The organism is Achromobacter sp. UBA5777 (assembly GCF_002418565.1).
GTDB lineage: Bacteria > Pseudomonadota > Gammaproteobacteria > Burkholderiales > Burkholderiaceae_B > Achromobacter > Achromobacter animicus.
The window spans coordinates 29,419-47,125 of the sequence record NZ_DIEJ01000290.1; the positions used below are offsets into that span (position 1 = coordinate 29,419).

At 63.9% G+C, this 17,707-nt stretch carries 17 protein-coding genes and 1 tRNA gene; 10 read left to right on the plus strand and 8 right to left on the minus strand.

The features are described 5' to 3' along the window. Positions 1 to 182: 182 nt before the first annotated feature. The 8 genes from B3446_RS25300 to ychF all read left to right on the plus strand — a co-directional run bounded on the left by B3446_RS25300 (position 183) and on the right by ychF (position 7,666). Positions 183 to 1,781 (plus strand): methyl-accepting chemotaxis protein, encoded by a 1,599-nt coding sequence (locus B3446_RS25300; RefSeq protein ID WP_291386586.1) that lies wholly within the window; start codon positions 183 to 185, stop codon positions 1,779 to 1,781. A gap of 191 nt (positions 1,782 to 1,972) precedes the next feature. Continuing rightward, entirely contained in the window at positions 1,973 to 2,914 is a 942-nt protein-coding gene (gene ispE, locus B3446_RS25305) for a 4-(cytidine 5'-diphospho)-2-C-methyl-D-erythritol kinase (protein ID WP_291386588.1), read from the plus strand. A 1-nt stretch (position 2,915) separates the two neighbouring features. Further along, positions 2,916 to 2,992 (plus strand) — tRNA-Gln (locus tag B3446_RS25310). Positions 2,993 to 3,172: 180 nt separating this feature from the next. Next, positions 3,173 to 4,123, plus strand: coding sequence for a ribose-phosphate pyrophosphokinase (locus B3446_RS25315; RefSeq protein ID WP_006227587.1), 951 nt, complete (start codon positions 3,173 to 3,175; stop codon positions 4,121 to 4,123). Positions 4,124 to 4,272: 149 nt separating this feature from the next. After that, entirely contained in the window at positions 4,273 to 4,884 is a 612-nt protein-coding gene (locus B3446_RS25320) for a 50S ribosomal protein L25/general stress protein Ctc (RefSeq protein WP_175122543.1), read from the plus strand. A gap of 99 nt (positions 4,885 to 4,983) precedes the next feature. Beyond that, positions 4,984 to 5,580, plus strand: coding sequence for an aminoacyl-tRNA hydrolase (gene pth, locus B3446_RS25325; RefSeq protein ID WP_291386611.1), 597 nt, complete (start codon positions 4,984 to 4,986; stop codon positions 5,578 to 5,580). Beyond that, positions 5,580 to 6,350, plus strand: coding sequence for a type II CAAX prenyl endopeptidase Rce1 family protein (locus B3446_RS25330; protein ID WP_291386613.1), 771 nt, complete (start codon positions 5,580 to 5,582; stop codon positions 6,348 to 6,350). Before pth ends, B3446_RS25330 begins: the two co-directional genes overlap by 1 nt. Before the next feature lie 224 nt (positions 6,351 to 6,574). Next, positions 6,575 to 7,666, plus strand: coding sequence for a redox-regulated ATPase YchF (ychF, locus tag B3446_RS25335; protein ID WP_175122546.1), 1,092 nt, complete (start codon positions 6,575 to 6,577; stop codon positions 7,664 to 7,666). Positions 7,667 to 7,769: 103 nt separating this feature from the next. On the opposite strand, the gene B3446_RS25340 is transcribed toward ychF, so the two are convergent. The 4 genes from B3446_RS25340 to B3446_RS25355 form a co-directional block, all read right to left on the minus strand. Continuing rightward, entirely contained in the window at positions 7,770 to 7,922 is a 153-nt protein-coding gene (locus B3446_RS25340; protein ID WP_291386615.1) for a hypothetical protein, read from the minus strand. Between the two features lies 1 nt (position 7,923). Then, the gene (locus B3446_RS25345) at positions 7,924 to 8,979 is read right to left on the minus strand and encodes a PDDEXK nuclease domain-containing protein (RefSeq protein ID WP_291386627.1); all 1,056 of its coding nucleotides are present in this window, start codon (positions 8,977 to 8,979) and stop codon (positions 7,924 to 7,926) included. A 455-nt stretch (positions 8,980 to 9,434) separates the two neighbouring features. Next, positions 9,435 to 9,878 carry a MarR family winged helix-turn-helix transcriptional regulator gene (locus tag B3446_RS25350; RefSeq protein WP_191577956.1) on the minus strand — a complete coding sequence of 148 codons (444 nt, stop codon included), beginning with the start codon at positions 9,876 to 9,878 and terminating at the stop codon, positions 9,435 to 9,437. Positions 9,879 to 9,881: 3 nt separating this feature from the next. Next, a complete protein-coding gene (locus B3446_RS25355) occupies positions 9,882 to 11,480 on the minus strand; it encodes an MDR family MFS transporter (RefSeq protein ID WP_291386618.1) in 1,599 nt (532 codons plus the stop codon). Between the two features lie 412 nt (positions 11,481 to 11,892). On the opposite strand from B3446_RS25355, the gene B3446_RS25360 reads away from it, so the two are divergent. Together B3446_RS25360 and B3446_RS25365 are read left to right on the plus strand one after the other, a co-directional pair. Next, positions 11,893 to 14,391 carry an AsmA family protein gene (locus tag B3446_RS25360; RefSeq protein WP_291386620.1) on the plus strand — a complete coding sequence of 833 codons (2,499 nt, stop codon included), beginning with the start codon at positions 11,893 to 11,895 and terminating at the stop codon, positions 14,389 to 14,391. Beyond that, positions 14,388 to 14,774 (plus strand): MOSC N-terminal beta barrel domain-containing protein, encoded by a 387-nt coding sequence (locus B3446_RS25365; RefSeq protein ID WP_191577953.1) that lies wholly within the window; start codon positions 14,388 to 14,390, stop codon positions 14,772 to 14,774. Before B3446_RS25360 ends, B3446_RS25365 begins: the two co-directional genes overlap by 4 nt. Before the next feature lie 19 nt (positions 14,775 to 14,793). On the opposite strand, the gene B3446_RS25370 is transcribed toward B3446_RS25365, so the two are convergent. From B3446_RS25370 to rsmD, 4 genes are all read right to left on the minus strand, one after another. Continuing rightward, positions 14,794 to 16,017: a benzoate/H(+) symporter BenE family transporter gene (locus B3446_RS25370; RefSeq protein ID WP_291386623.1), complete on the minus strand. Its 1,224-nt coding sequence runs from the start codon at positions 16,015 to 16,017 to the stop codon at positions 14,794 to 14,796. Then, entirely contained in the window at positions 16,014 to 16,265 is a 252-nt protein-coding gene (locus tag B3446_RS25375) for a YfhL family 4Fe-4S dicluster ferredoxin (protein WP_006391351.1), read from the minus strand. The genes B3446_RS25370 and B3446_RS25375 overlap by 4 nt, the downstream gene beginning before the upstream one ends. 112 nt (positions 16,266 to 16,377) lie before the next feature. Beyond that, on the minus strand, positions 16,378 to 16,881 hold the full coding sequence (coaD, locus tag B3446_RS25380; protein WP_056325406.1) for a pantetheine-phosphate adenylyltransferase: 504 nt from the start codon (positions 16,879 to 16,881) through the stop codon (positions 16,378 to 16,380). Between the two features lie 18 nt (positions 16,882 to 16,899). After that, positions 16,900 to 17,505: a 16S rRNA (guanine(966)-N(2))-methyltransferase RsmD gene (rsmD, locus tag B3446_RS25385; RefSeq protein ID WP_191578044.1), complete on the minus strand. Its 606-nt coding sequence runs from the start codon at positions 17,503 to 17,505 to the stop codon at positions 16,900 to 16,902. Positions 17,506 to 17,707 lie beyond the last annotated feature (202 nt).

Here is a 17,707-nt window from a genome sequence, read left to right on the forward strand (position 1 = left end):
GTAAACCCTTATCACATCGCCTTCATTCCAATCAAGCGAATAACCGCCGCAAATCCGGGCGTGTTACCGCTTGAAATATATTGACTTCACTGAATAATTCTCCCTGCCCGCGCCCGGTTCGTGCGCGGCGCAGCAATTCGGGGTCGACGCTCGTCTGCCGCCACCCTTTTGGAGAATGGCCAATGTTCAGGAACACACGCATCGCGACGGTGCTATTGGGAATCATCGCGATCTTTTTCACCTTCCAGTTGGTGATTGGCGGCATGGGCTTCGTTGCCCTGCGCCAGACCAACCACGATGTCGAGCAGCTATATCGCCTGTCGGCGCAACAGGTCAACGCGGTCAATTCCGCGTCGCTGTCGCTCGTCGCGGCCCGCACGGACCTGAGCCGCTACGCCACGCGCGTCGCGCAGGGCAATACCGACGACAAGAGCTCGCTCCAGGCTGCGCGTCAGCGCATCGTGTCGGCCGATCGCGCCTTCCAAGGGTTCTCCGGCGGCCTGTCCGCCGAGGAAAAGGCCGAATCCGCCGCCATCATCGATGCTTACACCAAGCTCAGCACCAACCTGCAGAACGTGGGGCGCGTCCTTGAAGCCGGCGACATGGACGCCTACTTCAAGCAGGGTACGCAGGCCGTGCAGGAGCGCCTCGTAAGCGAGCGCGACGCCTTCGTGCTGCGTGCCGAGAGCACCGGGCAGACGGTCATGGATGAAATCTCCATGTTCCACACGCTGTTCAGTTCGCTGCTGGCCGGCATTCTGGCGCTGGGCCTGTTGATGGCCGTCGGCGCGCACGTGTTGATCCGCCGCATGATCGTGCGCCCGCTGCTGGAAGCGGGCGAAGTCTTCCGCCGCATCGCCGAGGGCGACCTGACGCGCCGGGTGGCGGATATGGGCAAGAACGAAATCGGCGCGCTGATCGGCGCCCTCAAGGCCATGCAGGACAGTCTGGTGCGCACCGTGTCGGCCGTGCGCCGCGGCGTTGACGAGATCAACGTCGGTGCGCGCGAGATTTCTTCGGGCAACACCGATCTGTCCAGCCGCACCGAAGAGCAGGCTGCGTCGCTCGAGGAGACCGCGGCCAGCATGGAAGAACTGGCCACCACCGTGAAGCAGAATGCCGACACCGCACGCGAAGCCAATCGCATGGTGGCCGCGTCGCAAGCGGTTGCACAGCGCGGCGGCGAGGCCGTGTCCAGCGTGGTCGAAACCATGCACGCGATTTCGGGCAGCTCGTCGCGCATCGCCGACATCGTGGGCGTGATCGACGGCATTGCATTCCAGACCAACATCCTGGCGCTCAATGCCGCGGTGGAAGCCGCGCGCGCAGGCGAGCAGGGCAAGGGCTTTGCGGTAGTGGCCAGCGAAGTGCGCACGCTCGCGCAGCGCAGCGCCGCCGCCGCCAAGGAAATCAAGCAGCTCATCGAGGATTCCGCGCAGAAGGTCGGTGTGGGTTCGGAGCAGGTTGAAAACGCCGGCGCCACGATGCGCGAGATCGTTGAGTCCGTGCAGCGCGTGACCAGCCTCATGGCTGAAATCTCGGCCGCTTCGGAAGAGCAGGCCACCGGCATCGACCAGGTCAACCGCGCCGTCTCGCAGATGGATAGCGTGACGCAGCAGAACGCGGCCTTGGTCGAAGAAGCCGCCGCTGCTGCTGGCGCCCTGGAAGAACAGGCGCGCCAACTGGCCGGCGCCGTGTCGGTGTTCAAGCTGCCGGATGGACAGGTCATCGACGCGCCTGCTGCACGACTTGGCGGGAGCGTGACGCCGCAGTTGGCGTAATGGCGCAGAACGTGTGAAGCCACGTTTCGCATGACGCCTCGCTTCGTATGACGCCACTGTTCGCGTAGCGCCTCTGCGCTTCGCAGGCGCGCGAATGAACACGCGACCTTTCACGGGCCGGCCCGCCGTTTTCCACGGCGCGCCGGCCCGTCTCGCTAGAATGACGGCTTGATCCGCACCGGTTGTCTTTCGTGACCCTCTACGACGTTCCCGCTCCTGCCAAGCTGAATCTCTTTCTGCACGTCGTGGGCCGCCGCGCCGACGGCTATCACCTGCTGCAGACGGTGTTCCGCTTCATCGACTTGTGCGACACGCTGCACTTCGATGTGCGTTCTGACGGCGTCATCGGCCGCGCCACGGACCTGCCGGGTGTGCCTGAAGACCAGGACCTCACCGTGCGCGCCGCGCGCGCCCTGCAGAAGGCCACGGGCATGCGCCAAGGCGCGCAGATCAGCCTTGAGAAGCGCATTCCGCAAGGGGGCGGCCTGGGCGGAGGATCGAGCGATGCGGCTTCGGTGCTGATCGCATTGAACAAGCTGTGGAACACGGGACTGTCGCGTCAGGAACTCATGGCGCTGGCGTTGCCGCTGGGCGCAGACGTGCCCGTCTTCGTCTTTGGACAGTCGGCATTTGCGCAAGGAATCGGCGAAGATCTCACGGCCGTGACGCTGCCCGAACGCGCCTATCTGGTGGCGCAACCGGATGCCAGCGTGCCGACTGTTGGAATATTTTCCGCACCCGATTTGACAAGGGATTCTTCTTACATCACAATAGCGGACTTTCTTGCTTCGCAAACATTTTTGCCAAGCGGATCCGGCGGTGAAGTTGCCAAAGGATGCGCGCTTTACGGAAAAAATGATTTGGAGCCGGTGGTCTACCGTCTTTATCCTGAAGTACTTGGGGCATCGCGGTGGCTTGCTGAGCGGGGTCTCCCTGTTCGCATGTCGGGATCAGGCGCGTGTTTATTCGCCGAATTTTCCGAAACATCGCAGGCCGTTTTGGCAGAACAAGAAATTACCGCTATAATGCGCGGCGCTGATAAAACATTCAGCCAAACGCATCCACGGTTTCGGTTAGTGCAGGCATGTACTGGGTTAGCTGAACATCCGTTGCGGAATTGGATTGCAAGATAGTTGGGGAGTCGCCAAGCTGGTTAAGGCACCGGATTTTGATTCCGGCATGCGAAGGTTCGAATCCTTCCTCCCCAGCCAACCGAATACATAAAAAAGCTGTTGAACACGCCTGTAAGACACTGGCCCGGGTTCAGCAGCTTTTTTATTTTCCGGATTCGCTGGTGCAAGTTGAACGTGCTTGTCCAAGTCACCCCGGGTATCACCCCGCATCATTCGCATCAATCGTTAGTGTCTCAAACGACCATCGCATCATCCATCATGGCAAACGATAGCTTCATGATTTTCACGGGCACCGCCAACACTCGGCTGGCCGTGGACGTAGTCAACCACCTCGACATGTCCCTGGGAAAGATGACCGTCGGTCGTTTTTCGGACGGCGAGGTGATGGTCGAGATCAACGAGAACGTGCGGGGTAAAGACGTCTTCGTCCTGCAGCCCACCTGTGCGCCTACGAACGACAACCTGATGGAAATCATGGTGATGGTCGATGCCCTGCGCCGCGCGTCGGCCGGCCGCATCACCGCCGCGATTCCCTACTTTGGCTATGCCCGCCAGGACCGCCGCCCGCGTTCGGCGCGCGTGGCCATCTCGGCCAAGGTCGTGGCCAACATGCTGCAAGTGGCTGGCGTTGACCGTGTCCTGACCATGGACCTGCACGCCGACCAGATCCAGGGTTTCTTCGACATTCCCGTGGACAACATCTACGCCGGTCCGATCCTGCTGGGCGACATCTGGCGCCGCAATTTCTCGAACCTGGTCGTGGTGTCACCGGACATCGGCGGCGTGGTTCGTGCCCGCGCGCTGGCCAAGCAGCTTGAAGCCGATCTGGCCATCATCGACAAGCGCCGTCCGCGCGCCAACGTGTCGGAAGTGATGAACATCATCGGTGAAGTCGACGGCCGCACCTGCATCATCATGGACGACATGGTCGACACCGCCGGCACGCTGTGCAAGGCGGCCCAGGCCCTGAAAGACCGCGGCGCCGGCGCCGTTTACGCCTATTGCACGCACCCCGTGCTCTCGGGCGGCGCCATCGACCGCATCGAAGCGTCGGAACTCGACGAACTCGTCGTCACCGACACCATTCCGCTCTCCGAGCAAGGCCAGGCCAGCGGCAAGATCCGCCAGCTGTCGTGCGCCGCGCTGCTGGGCGAGACCATCCTGCGTATTTCCAACGCCGAATCGGTCAGCTCGCTGTTCGTCGATTGACGCGTAGGCGTTGATCGGGCCACAGCCCACATTTGCAGTTCTTTGCGCCTCGCTGGTCGCGGCAAGGCGCAAACAAGCACGGCGCGCCCTTTGCGCGCCGTGAATTCAACCGGTGAAGTTGCTTCACCTTTATTGTTTCGGAGTTATCCATGAAATTTACTGCCACTGCGCGTAGCGTCCAGGGTTCGAGTGCGAGCCGCCGCCTGCGCCGCGCGGGCCGCGTTCCCGCCATTGTTTATGGTGGTACGGCTGCCCCCCTGAACATCGAACTCGACCACAACGAGATCTACCACGCGCTGCGCAAGGAAGAATTCCACGCATCGATCCTGCAAATGCAGCTCGAAGGCGCCAAGGATGAGCAAGTTCTGCTGCGTTCGGTTCAATGGCACGCCTACAAGCCGCAAGTCCTGCACGTGGACTTCCAGCGCGTTGACGCCAACCAGGCCCTGCGCACCAAGGTGCCGCTGCACTTCGTGAACGCTGAAATCTCGCCGGCTGTGAAGCTGAGCGGCGCCATCATCAGCCACGTGACGACCGAACTGGAAATCACCTGCCTGCCGTCGGCTCTGCCCCAGTTCATCGAAGTGAACCTGGCTGACGTCCTGGCCGGCGGTTCGATCCACTTGGCCGACATCAAGCTGCCCATGGGCGTGACGTACGTCCCCCACGGCGGTGAAGACAACCCCCTGCTGGCCGCCGCGGTCACCAAGGGTGGCGCTGCCGCTGCCGACGACGCCGAAGAAGCTGCTCCGGCTGCCTAAGTCCTGCAGGAAAGCCCTTGCGGCTTTCCCGCGGCTTACGCCCGAAACCCTGCGTGTGCATTTGCATGCGCAGGGTTTTTTGGTTTAAACACCCCCATCATGTCTACTCCCATACGCCTCATCGTGGGACTGGGTAATCCAGGTCCCGACTACGAAACCACGCGGCACAACGCCGGCTTCTGGCTGGCCGACCATCTGGCGGACGATCTGCGCACTTCTTTTGCGCTAGAGAAGTCCTTTTTCGGCATGGTGGCCAAATCGCGCCTGGGCGCGGACAACGTCCTGCTGCTCAAGCCCAGCACCTACATGAACCGTTCCGGCCAGGCGGTCGGCGCGCTGGCGCGCTTCTACAAGCTGACGCCCGAAGAAGTGCTGGTGCTGCACGACGAACTGGATCTCATGCCCGGTCAGGTCAAGCTCAAGCAGGGCGGCGGCCACGCCGGCCACAACGGCCTGAAGGACATCCAGGCCGCGCTCGGCAGCCCGAACTTCTGGCGCCTGCGCATCGGCATCGGCCACCCGCGCACGCTGGGCTTGGCGCAGCAGGTCGCCGACTTTGTCCTGCACCCGCCGCGCCGCGAAGAGCAAAAGGAAATCGAAGCCGTCATCGACCGCTGCCGCGCCGTCGTGCCGTCGATGCTGACCGGCGACTTCGCGCTCGCCACCCGCCAGCTGCATAGCGGCAACGAGTCCTGATGACAAAGCGCCAGCCCAACGGGAAGATGCGCTTTCGCAGCGAGATCGCCGACTTCTGGCGCTTCATCCGCCATCCGCATCCGCTGTCGCGCCTGCCGAACCGGGCCGGCGGCAGCGGGCTGGCCGCCGACTGGTGGCCGGGTATCGGACCGGGACGCCTCCTGGCCTGGGCCGCCGTGCTGTGGGTCATCAATCTTTTTGCGCTGGGGCCAGTGGCCGTTGTCGCGGCCGGGCTCGGCGGCGTCTCGCATCGCCTGGATCCCCACAACATTCCGTGGCTGACCGCGGTGCTGTGGGCGCCGCTGGTCGAAGAGATGCTGTTCCGCTACGGCCTGCGCCGGCCGCGCCAGGCGTTGTGGCTGATCCCCGCGCTGGTGCCCGTCGTGCTGTGGGGGCCGAAGCTCTGGACGGGGTTACTGTTGGCTGCGTTCATTCTGCTGGCGGTGTGGGGGCTGCGCGCGCGCCCCGAGCCGCTGAAAGGCTGGGACACGAGCTGGCGCAGGTATTACCTGCAGCACTATGGCGTTGTGTTCCATCTGATCGCGCTGACGTTTGCAGCGGTTCACCTCACCAACTTCGTCTACAACAAGACGCCGTACTGGCTGCTGCCGCTGCTGGTGCTGCCGCAATGGCTGACCGGCCTGGTGCTGGGATGGATGCGCGTGCGGCGCGGCATCGGGGCGGCGATTTTGCTGCACTCGGCGTTCAATGCCGGGCCGATTTTGATGATCTGGCTGGTCATGCGCTACGCGCCGACGGCGGCGGGTTAAGTTGCGCGGCCGCGGCGCGCGGCGCCCGACGCGCGGCGCCCGGTCCGAAGGGAGGGGGCTGGGCGGTCGGATGACGGCAACTCGCGGCTCCGTTCTTCGTACCGCAGCAGGATCGCCTCAAGGTCACTTCGGGGCCGCATCACCCCCGCCCATAAGGCGTCGTGTCACCCCGCCGGGGTAAACTACGCCGTTAACGCTCAATACCGTACTTACACAGGATTCCCATGGCTCTGCAATGCGGCATCGTCGGCCTGCCCAACGTTGGCAAATCGACACTCTTCAACGCTCTGACCCGCGCCGGCATCGCCGCCGAGAACTATCCGTTCTGCACCATCGAGCCCAACGTCGGCGTCGTCGAAGTGCCGGATCCGCGCCTGCAGAAGCTGGCTGAAATCGTCAAGCCCGAACGCATCCTGTCCGCCACCGTCGAATTCGTCGACATCGCGGGCCTGGTCGCTGGCGCGAGCAAGGGCGAAGGCCTGGGCAACCAGTTCCTCTCGCACATCCGCGAAACCGACGCCATCGTCAACGTCGTGCGCTGCTTCGAAGATCCCAACGTGATCCACGTCGCCGGCAAGGTCGACCCGATCGCCGACATCGAAGTCATCGAAACCGAACTGGCCCTGGCCGACCTGCAGACCGCCGAAAAGGCCCTGCAACGCCACCAGAAGACCGCGCGCTCGGGCGACAAGGAATCGCAACGCATCGTCGCCGTGCTGGAAAAGTGCATCGCCCAGCTCAACGAAGCCAAGCCCATCCGCGCGCTGGACCTGACCACCGAAGAAAAGGCCGACATCGCCCAGCTCTGCTTCATCACCGCCAAGCGCGCGATGTACGTGGGCAACGTCGCTGACGACGGCTTCACCAACAACCCGCTGCTCGACCGCCTGACCGAATTCGCCGCCGCCCGCAACGCGCCCGTCGTGGCCATCTGCGCCGCCATCGAATCCGAAATCGTCGACCTCGACGACGCCGACCGCGAAGCCTTCCTGAAGGACATGGGCATGGAAGAACCGGGCCTGAACCGCCTGATCCGCGCCGCCTTCAAGCTGCTGGGTTTGCAAACGTACTTCACCGCCGGCGTGAAGGAAGTCCGCGCCTGGACCGTGGCCATCGGCGCCACCGCGCCCCAAGCCGCCGGCGTCATCCACACCGACTTCGAACGCGGCTTCATCCGCGCGCAGACCATCTCGTACGAGGACTACATCACTTACAAGGGTGAGCAGGGCGCGAAGGAAGCGGGCAAGATGCGCGCGGAAGGCAAGGAATACATCGTGCAGGATGGCGATGTGATGAATTTCTTGTTTAACGTCTGATCTTTCTTCGTACGTTTGGATGTGCTGCTAAGCGCATGGCAGTCGCTCGGGCCGCGCCCGGGCGGCTGCCTCCGAAGTTGGAAATGGGTTGCCGTTGCCCATATCAACCGGGCTGCGCCCAGTCGATCAACTGCACAGTCTCATGCGATTGGCCCGCCGCGATCTTCGCCGGCACGCCATAGCGCAGCAATTGGTAGGTGTGCAGGTTGGCCTGATAGGTAGTGATGCCGGTGACATCCACCTCGAGGGTCAGCACATCATTCCTCGGCGCCATCATCCAGTGGCTTTCCCAGCTCTCGCTCGATCTGTTCGATCGTCGGCAGGCCAGTTTGCAGCTCTTGCGGCAGGGACTCCACCAGCTTGTATTCGGCGATGCCCATCGGCTGCGACTTGTCACCCAGGGCGTACTCGGCCACCACCTTGTTCTTGCTCTTGCACAGCAGCAGGCCAATGCTCGGATTGTCCTGCGCGTGCTTCACCTGCCGATCCACCGCCGTCAGGTAAAAGCCCAATTGCCCCAGGTGTTCGGGCTGGAACTTGCCCGCCTTCAGTTCGATCACCACATAGCAGCGCAGCTTGAGGTGGTAGAACAACAGGTCGATGAAGAACTCCTCGCCACCCACGTTCAGCAACACCTGCCGCCCGACGAAAGCAAAGCCCGCGCCCAACTCCAGCAGGAAATCGGTGACGTGCTGCACCAGCGCTTTTTCGATCTCGCGTTCCTGTGCTTTCTCCCCCAGCCCAAGGAAATCGAAGCGGTACGGGTCTTTCAGCGACTCGATAGCCAAATCGGACTGCGGTGCAGGCAGGCGCTGATCGAAATTGGTGACGGCTTTGCCGGTGCGCTCCAGTAGGCGGGTTTCGATATGGATGTTCAACACGTTGCGCGACCAGCCATATTCGATGGCGGCGCGGGCATACGCTAGGCGCTCTGTCGGCGCTTTCAGGCGGTCCAGCAATACCAGGTTGTGCCCCCAGGGCAATTGTGCAGCAACCTGCTGCACAATTTCGGCGTCCGGCCAGGCCTCGGCAAACGCCCGCATGTACTTGAGATTGCGCGGCGAGAAGCCTTTCATCTCCGGGAAGGCGGTGCGTAAGTCGTGCGCCAACCGATCGATCACCTTGGCTCCCCACCCCTGTTCTGCCTGTCGCGCCAGAATGTCGTGGCCGATTTGCCAGTACAGGCTTACCAGTTCCCGGTTGACCGCCAGCGCCGCACGTTGCTGTGCGGTGTGGATGCGCCCCTTCAGATCGGCCAGCCAGTCGGCGTAGCCTTGTGGAGCAGGGGCGAGCGAGGTTGGTCTGTCGGCCATCGGCTTTCCATCTTCCGTGTTATCCGTACGTCTCGACTTCTTCATGCGGTAGAACTCCTCAACGAGAAAATTCTACTTCCGACTTCATCGCTTTTACGGGAGGGATTGCCGGGGGAGTGGCAATTATGAACACACTCGGGACCGGGCCGAGACACTTGAAGTCATCGTCCGCGTGTCATCGCCGGTGCTACCGATGTTGATGACTGCCGCCGCATTTTTGCTTGTGCAGCCTTTTTCCGCAGAGAAGAAGAACACGGTACGGTCGGCGCGGCACGACGATTTCGCGCAGTCGGAATGTTCACTGGGGTGGTCACTGTGGCGTCGCTTCTAAGGAATCTAGCGCTTGGCGCTGAAGTGCTCGCGCCCCAGCGATCTGCACGAGGCTGACGTCAAGACCTGATTACCAATGGAGGGGACTTATGAATAAAGTGCTGCGCGCGAGGAGGCGGCGTCCGTCAGGTGTTCCTTTCCCCCGCCGCCCTGACAAAATTCTCCTCCAACACGCTCAACACCCGATTCAGCGTATCCACATCCGCGGCTGACAGCCCTTTAAGCGACTCCTCAAAAAACTGAGCCCGCTTCGGCAACGCCTCATTCACCACCGCCTGTCCGGCAGCCGTCAGCGTCGCATTCGTCAGCCGGTTATCGTCCGCATCCACCGCCCGGGAAATCCACCCCAGCTTCTGCATCGCCTGCAATTGCCGCGTCAATGAAGCCGGATCCAGCCGGCAGCGCTCGGCCAGATGCTTCTGCGAGCACTGCCCATTTTCATGCAACGCCAGCAGAATTCGCCACCGCGGCAACGCATGACCCACCTTGCTACTGAAGGCGCTCTGCATCACGCGATACGTTTGGCCCATGTGCTGGATGACTTGCAGGCCTTGTTGTTGTTTGGGCAAAAGCTACTCTCCGACGCCGGCGGGCTCCGGTTTGGATGGCCGGACCAGTTGCACCAGGGGCACGCGCCGCACGCACCAGAGTGCGAAGACGGCGACGGCGAGGGCGATGAGTTGCCCTTCGTGGATGGCGCCCACCAGCGCGATGCGCGCGATTTCGATGAGCGACGTTCCGTCCTGGCCTTGATGGGCCAATTGTGCCAGGAACTCGGTCTGGGCCGCCGGGTTGACCAGCATCTGCGGGTCGTTGAGCTTGGGCAGCCACTGGGCGGAGGCGCCGCGCAGGGTGGATTCGACGCCGCTGAAGTAGCTGTGGCTGACCATGGTGCCGACGACGGCGGTGCCCAGCATGCCGCCGATCATGCGCAGGGATTGCAGCAGCGCCGTGGCGATGCCCAGGTGGCTTCGGCCCGCGGTCTGCTGGGCGAAGACGGTCAGGTTCGGCATGATGAAGCCCATGCCCAGGCCGGCCATCGTCATGTAGGCGCCGATCAGCAGGTGCGACGTGTAGTTGTGCGTGGTGACGATGCCCAGGCACGACAGCGCCATGAGAATGAAGCCGGCGTACAGCATGCGGTTGGGGTTGCGGATGCGCGTGATGATGCGGCCGTTGACGATGCTGCCGACGGTGATGAAGACGACCATGGGCGTGATGAGCAGGCCCGCCTGCTGGGGCGACAGCCCGAAGCCGCCTTGCAGAAGCAGGGGCGCGTAGAAAAGCAGGGAATACATCGTCACGCCGACTAGCAGGGCCAGGGTGAAGAGCATGGCTAGGCCGCGATTGCGGAACATGTCCAGGGGCAGGAGCGGATGCGGGCAGCGGCGTTCCCACCAGATCAGGGCGGCGAAGGCGGCGATGCTGCCGGCGCCCAGCATCACGAGGGAGGGCGTGAAGCCGTCCTTGGGAAGGAGTTCCACGAGCAACTGCATGGTCCCCAGCGCCACGGCGATCAAGATCGCACCCTGCCAGTCCAGCCGGACCTTACCCGGACTCTGGTTACGCAGGTGCGGCAAGTAGCGGGCGACGAACCACAGGCCCAGGATGCCGATGGGCAGGTTGACGTAGAAGACGGAGCGCCAGCCGTAGTGTTCCGTCAGGGCGCCGCCGAGCGTGGGACCGACCGCGTTGGCGATGCCGAAGGCGGCGCTGAGCATGACCTGCCAGCGTAGACGTACGTGGGGATCTGGGAACAGATCGGGAATACAGGCGAAGGCGGTGCCGACCAGCATGCCGCCGCCAATACCCTGCAGCGCCCGCGCCAGCACCAGTTCGAGCATCGTGTCGGCGGCGCCGCACAGGACCGATGCCAGGGTGAACAGCACGATGGCGGCCACGACGAAGGGTTTGCGGCCGTAGTAATCGCCCAGCCGCCCGAAGATCGGCACGGTGATGACGGACGTCAGCAGGTAAGACGTCGCTACCCATGCATACAGTTCGAAGCCGCGCAGTTCCGCCACAATGGTGGGCAGCGCGGTGCCCACCACGGTCTGATCGATGGCGACCAGCATCATCACGAAGCACATGCCCAGCATGGCCAGCAGGGTTTGCCGGAAGGGCAGGATCTGGCCGGGCGAGTGTGGAGAAGTGGGGGCGGGGGCGGTCATTGTTGGACGCATCAATAATTGATCGATCAAGCATTCTAGTCCTACAATCCGCCGGTCAGGAAGCCGTCAGCTTGGCCGATCCCGCTGATCGGCCTGATTTGTTACGATAGCGGTTATCTGCACGCTGGGTTACCGGCGTCTTCAGCAGGCCTTCCTCGGTAGCACCTTCCTTTGGCGCCCATGCCGCAGGCTCGGCAGGAGCGAGGACACGCCCTGAAAGGCAAGCCTCTGAATGGCAAGTCGGTCGAGGCAAGCCGGTCCGGGCAAGCCCGACAAGGCAAACCTGACAGGCAAGCCCAGGATTGCAGACAGTTCAATAGGCCAGCGGTCCTCCGCCGGCAACGCACCTTCCCCGCGCGCTGCGCGGTGGGCGGTATCAAGGATTTCCAGTCGAGGTACCGACGGGGCAGCAATGAAAACGTGGTTCAAGCGCATTTTGATAGGCCTGGTAGTGTTGGTTGTCGTGGCCGTCGTCGGCCTGGCCATCTTCTTGCTGACATTCGACCCCAACGCGTACAAGTACAAGCTGGAAGAGCTTGTCCAGGAACGCTATCAACGCACGTTGACGATCGACGGCGAGATCGAGCTATCGCTCTTCCCGCGGATCGGCCTGTACGTGCAGGGCGTATCCCTCTCCGAACCCAATAGCACCGACACATTTGCCTCCATTGAAAGCACGCGCCTTGCCGTCGCCGTGTGGCCGCTGCTGTCGAACAGCTTTGTCGTGGACCACGTTGCCATCAGCGGGCTGAAGGCGCGCGTCGTGCGGGACAAGCAGGGCCAATTCAATTTCAGCAATCTGGTCGGCGGCACGCAGCCGGTCACCGATTCGCCCAGCAACCCGGCGGAAGCTTTGGTCGGCGCGGCCCAGACCGCGGCGCAGGCGATCACCAGCGGCAACATGCCGCCGACGCGCAACAACATGCAGATCGACATCGCCGGCCTGGACCTGAAGGACGGCGAAGTGCAGCTGCAGGACGCGATAACGGGCATGGCGGTCGCGTTCACGCGCATCAACGCCAACACCGGCCGCGTCACGTTCAACCAGCCGTTCGACGTGCGCATGACGGCGCGCGTCGAAGGCGGCTATCCGCGCGTGGATGCCAACCTGACCGGCCAGGCGCTGCTGACGCTCGATCCTTCCGCCAAGCGCTATGCCGCGCAGCGGCTGGACCTGCGCATGGACGGCAAGCTGCCCGGCGCCGAGGCCAAGAGCCTGGTGATGCGGGGCAACCTGGCGTTCAACGGCCAGAAGTCCGCGCTGGACGTCGGCGGGCTGGAACTGCTGTTCCAGGGCGACGTGACCGAACCCTCGGCCAAGGCGACCAATGTGGAAGCCAGCGTGGCGATCCCCAAGCTGGCGATCGATCCGCACAAGAGCCAACTCCAGATCGAAAAGCTTGCCGTGCGCGCCAAGGGCGGCGTGGTTGATGGCCCCTTCGAACTGGCTGTCGATGCGCCGGCGCTCAATATTTCCCCCGCGTCGGCTACCGGCGAGGCCCTGACGGGCCGGGTGCGGATCAGCGGCCTGGATGCCAGCTTCGGTCTGAACGGCATCAGCGGAAACGCCGGTGAACTGGATATCAAGGAAGCCAAGCTGGACAGCACGTCCAAGAAGGGCGACCGTGTGGTGAAGCTGAATTTCGCGTCGCCGCTCAGCTTGAACTTGTTGATGCGCAGCGGCGCCATGTCGGCGCTGCGTGGCGACGTGAACATCACCGATCCTGGCCTGCCCAAGGGCAGCCTGCAGATTCCGGTGATCGGCAGCCTGACGGTGGACCTGCTCAAGGATCAGGCCACCAGCAAGATCAACGCGGTGCTGGAAGGCGGCAAGTTCGACCTCAGCGCTGACATCACGAAGCTGACCGACACGCCGCAGATGAAGTTCGCGCTGGTCGTGGACACGCTGGATCTGGACAAGCTGGTGCCGCCCGTAGTGGCTGCGCCGCCCAAGCCGCCCGCAGACGGCAAGAAGGATGACAGCAAGCCCGCGCCGGCCCCGGCGCCCGCCGCACCGGTCGATGACACGATCAACCTGTCGGCGCTGGTCGGCCCCAGCGTCAACGGCACGTTGAAGGTGGGCAAGCTGGTGGTCCGCGGCCTGAAGGCCGACGAAGTCTCGGCCTCGGTCAAGCTGGACAAGGGCAAGCTCGACATCTCCGACCTCGCGGCAGGCCTCTACGGCGGCAAGCTGGCGGGGGCGCTGTCGGTGGACGCGGCGCAGGGCAATCAGATCGCCACCAAGATGACGCTGGCCGGCATCGCAATCGAACCGCTGCTGGTGGACCTGGCCAAGCGCAACGTGCTGAGCGGCACGGGCAACCTGTCGCTTGACCTGAAGACCGGCGGCGCCAACGTCTACGCGATGAAGAGCGGCCTGGGCGGCACGTTGCAATTGAAGCTGCGGGATGGCGCCGTGAAGGGCATCGATCTGACTCAGACGTTGCGCGACCTGAAAGCCCGCTTCTCGCCGGATGCGCAGAACGAAACGGTGGCTGCGGACACGGGCAAGCAGACGCAGTTCTCGGAACTGGACGCGGACTTCGCGATCGCCAAGGGCATTGCTACCGTGAAGCGCCTGAACTTCGTGTCGCCGCTGCTGCGCGTCACGCAGGGCGATCCTGCCACCATCGATTTCGTGAAGAGCGAGCTGGATCTGGTGGCCCGCGCGCGGGTCATCAACCCGGCGGCCAATCCCGACGGCAAGGAACTGATCGATCTGAAGGACGTGACTATTCCCGTCCACTTCAAGGGCCCGTTCGACAACCCCTCGTACACGCTGCTCTGGAAGGACGCCATCGGCGGCATTCTGAAGCGCAGCCTGGAGAACAAGCTCAAGGAAGCGGTCTCCGGCAAGGGCAAAAGCGGCGCCGCGGTGGACAAGGCCTTGAAAGGATTGCTGGGCAAATGAGCGCAGAACAGTTCCAGCCGATCGCCGAATGCGGCGTGACGACGCAGGCCCAAGCAGCCGGCTATCACCGCCAGTGGCTGGTGGCCAATGATTCGGGGCAGTGGTTGAACCGCGAGCTATGCCCCCGGCTGGCCGAGGTGTCGGTGGAGCTGCGTCTGGGCTATCTGGTGCTGAAGGCGCCGGGCATGTTGCGCATGGACATTCCGCTGGACGTGATCGAAGACGACGACAGCGTGCGCTACAGCATGCTGGTTGGCGAGCAGACCATCGACGTCGTCGACGAAGGCGAGCTGGCCGCGGCCTGGATCTCGAACTTCGTGCAGGTGCCTTGCCGCATCATGAAGGTGCACCCGGACACGCCCGTGTCCGCCTGGCCGGTCTGAACGCGGCCAGCGCCGGTTTTCAAGCGCCCGCTCGGGCGCGCTTGTATTCGAAAGCGGTGTGGGCCAAGAGGCCCGCCGCGAGGCCCCAGAAGGCCGATCCAATTCCCCAGAAACTGAATCCCGACGCCGTCGCCAGCAGCGTGATGAGCGCGGCTTCGCGCCGTTGCGGGTTGGCCATGGCTGCCGCCATGCCGCCCATGATGGTGCCCAGCAGCGCCAGTCCGGCCAGCGCGGCCAGCAGCGCGGCGGGCAGCGCCTGGAAAAAGACCGCAACCGCACCGGCGACGATGCTGAGCGCGACGTAGCTGACGCCGTAGGTGGCGGCAGCGATGTAGCGCTTGCCCGGATCGGGATGCGCTTCGGGCCCGGTGCAGATGGCCGCGCTGATCGCGCCCATGGTGACGCTGTGCGCGCCGAAGGGGGCGGCCACCAGGCCCAGCAGGCCGGTGGCGGCGACCAGGCGCGATGCGGGCGGACGGTAGCCTGCGGCCTGCAGGATGGCCAGACCGGGCAGGTTTTGCGAGGCCATGGCCACGACAAAGAGCGGAATGCCAAGGCTGACCGCGGCCTGCGCGCTGAAGGCGGGCGTGGTCCACACGAATTCGGTCAGGCGCCAATCCAGCTGGTCGATCTGCATGAGGCCCATTCCGGCCGCCATGGCCACCGCCACGGCCATCACCACCAGCACCGCGTAACGCGGCGCCCAGCGGCGGCACAGCAGGTAGGCGGCGCACATGGCCAGCACCAGCGCGGGCTGCTTGTTGATGTTGCTGAAGATGCCCATGCCGAAATTGAGCAGCACGCCGGCCAGCATGGCGGCGGCGACCTCGCCGGGAATGCGGCGCAGGATGGGATCGATCCAGCCGAACAGCCCGCAGGCCAGCGTCAAGCCGGCTGCCAGCACGAAGGCGCCGACGGCTTCATTGAAGGGGACGCCTGCCAGCGCGGTGACCAGCAGCGCCGCGCCGGGCGTGGACCACGCCATGACCACGGGCAGGCCCGTGCGCAGGCTGTAGAACGCGCCGCCCAGGCCCAGCACCAGGCTCAGCGAGCCGATCCAGGAGCCAATGCGCGCGGCATCGAGGCCGGCGGCATGGCCGGCCTGCACCATCAGCACGGCGGTGCCGCCAAAGCTGACCAGGACGGCGACCAGCCCGGCAGCGACCGCGGACGCGGAGATGTCGCGGCGGGCGTGGTGCGGGGAAGGGGAAAGGTTGATGCTGGGCGGCGCCGCGTCGCTCATGCGGCACCGGTCAGGCGGCGGTACTTGGCCATGAGCTGTTCCTGGCCTTCATTCCATTGCGGGTGCAGCTCGATGCATTCCACGGGACAGACCACCTTGCACTGGGGCTCGTCATGATGGCCGACGCATTCCGTGCACCGGTCGGGGTCGATGACGTAGTAGTCCTCGCCCATGGAGATCGCGTCGTTCGGGCACTGGGGCTCGCAAACGTCGCAATTGATGCATTCTTCGGTGATGGTCAGGGCCATGATGGGCAACGGAAAGGCGATTGGCCCGGCCATTGTAGCGCCGGGCGGCGGGGGCCCGGAAAGCGCGAAAAGGGCGCTTGCGCGCCCCTTCGGGGATGTTGCAGACGGGGCTTCAGCCCGGCCAGGACTGTTCGCGGCGTTCCTTGGCCTTTTCCTGCAGCCAGCGCTCGACCGACGGGAACACGAACTTGCTGACGTCGCCGCCAAGCTGGGCGATTTCGCGGACGATGGTGCCCGAGATGAACTGGTACTGGTCGGACGGCGTCATGAAGAGCGTTTCGACGTCGGGCAGCAGATGGCGGTTCATGCCGGCCATCTGGAATTCGTATTCGAAGTCGGACACGGCGCGCAGCCCGCGCACGATGACGCGGCCATTCTGTTCGCGCACGAAGTCCTTGAGCAGGCCGCCAAAGCTTTGCACTTCCACGTTGGGATAGTGCCCCAGCACTTCGCGCGCGATATCCACGCGCTCGTCGATGCTGAAGAAGGGCTTCTTGTTGCGGCTAGTGGCGATCCCCACCACGACTTTGTCGAAAAGCGTGGCTGCACGGCGAACCAGGTCCTCGTGGCCCCTGGTCAGCGGGTCGAAAGTGCCGGGATAAACAGCGATGATCATGCGAGCTCCGTACCGTTATTAGTGGTGTACACCATCCTCCGAAGCCGGATTATTGATCGATTTGCGCAACGCAGCAAATTCCAGAAGATGGAAGTGGACGGCGCCGGCCTTATCCTGCCGCAGAATCTGGAATCCTTCGGGGGCTTCGATGGCGGATTCCGCCTCGACATAGACTAGTCCATGATCGGTCAGAATGCCCGGCAGGATCGGCCACAGGCGCGGCAACCAGCCCTGTCCAAAGGGTGGATCCAGCAGGATGAGGTCAAACCGGGACGCATCCATCCGTTCGGCGACCTGCATCGCATCGCCCACATGGATGCGTATCATGTCGGCTTTGAGCTTGTCGCGCAGTGTCCGCAGCGCGGACGCGGCGGTCCTGTCCCGCTCGACCATCTGCACATGCGCCACGCCGCGCGAGGCCGCCTCGAAGCCCAGGGCGCCGCTGCCGGCAAAAAGATCCAGCACCTGCTTGTCGGCGAACTCGCCGCCCCACAGGTGCGTCAACCAGTTGAAAAGCGTTTCGCGGACCCGGTCGGGCGTGGGACGCAGCGTCTCCACGTCGGGCACGGCGATGGGGGTGCGCCTGTATTGGCCCCCGACGATACGAATATACTTGTTACCCATGTTTAGCCGCTTCTTCAAGAAAAAATCCCCTCCGCNNCCCGCCACGCCGGCTCAGCCCGCGTCGCCGCCGGAGGTTGCCGACGCGCCAGTCGCGCCTGCGGAGCCGTCTTCGGCTCCGTCCAGCCCGGCGCCTGCGTCGCCTGCTCCCGAGCTTCATCAGGAACCGGTTGCGCCGGTCACTGCGCCTGTGACCGCGCCAGTG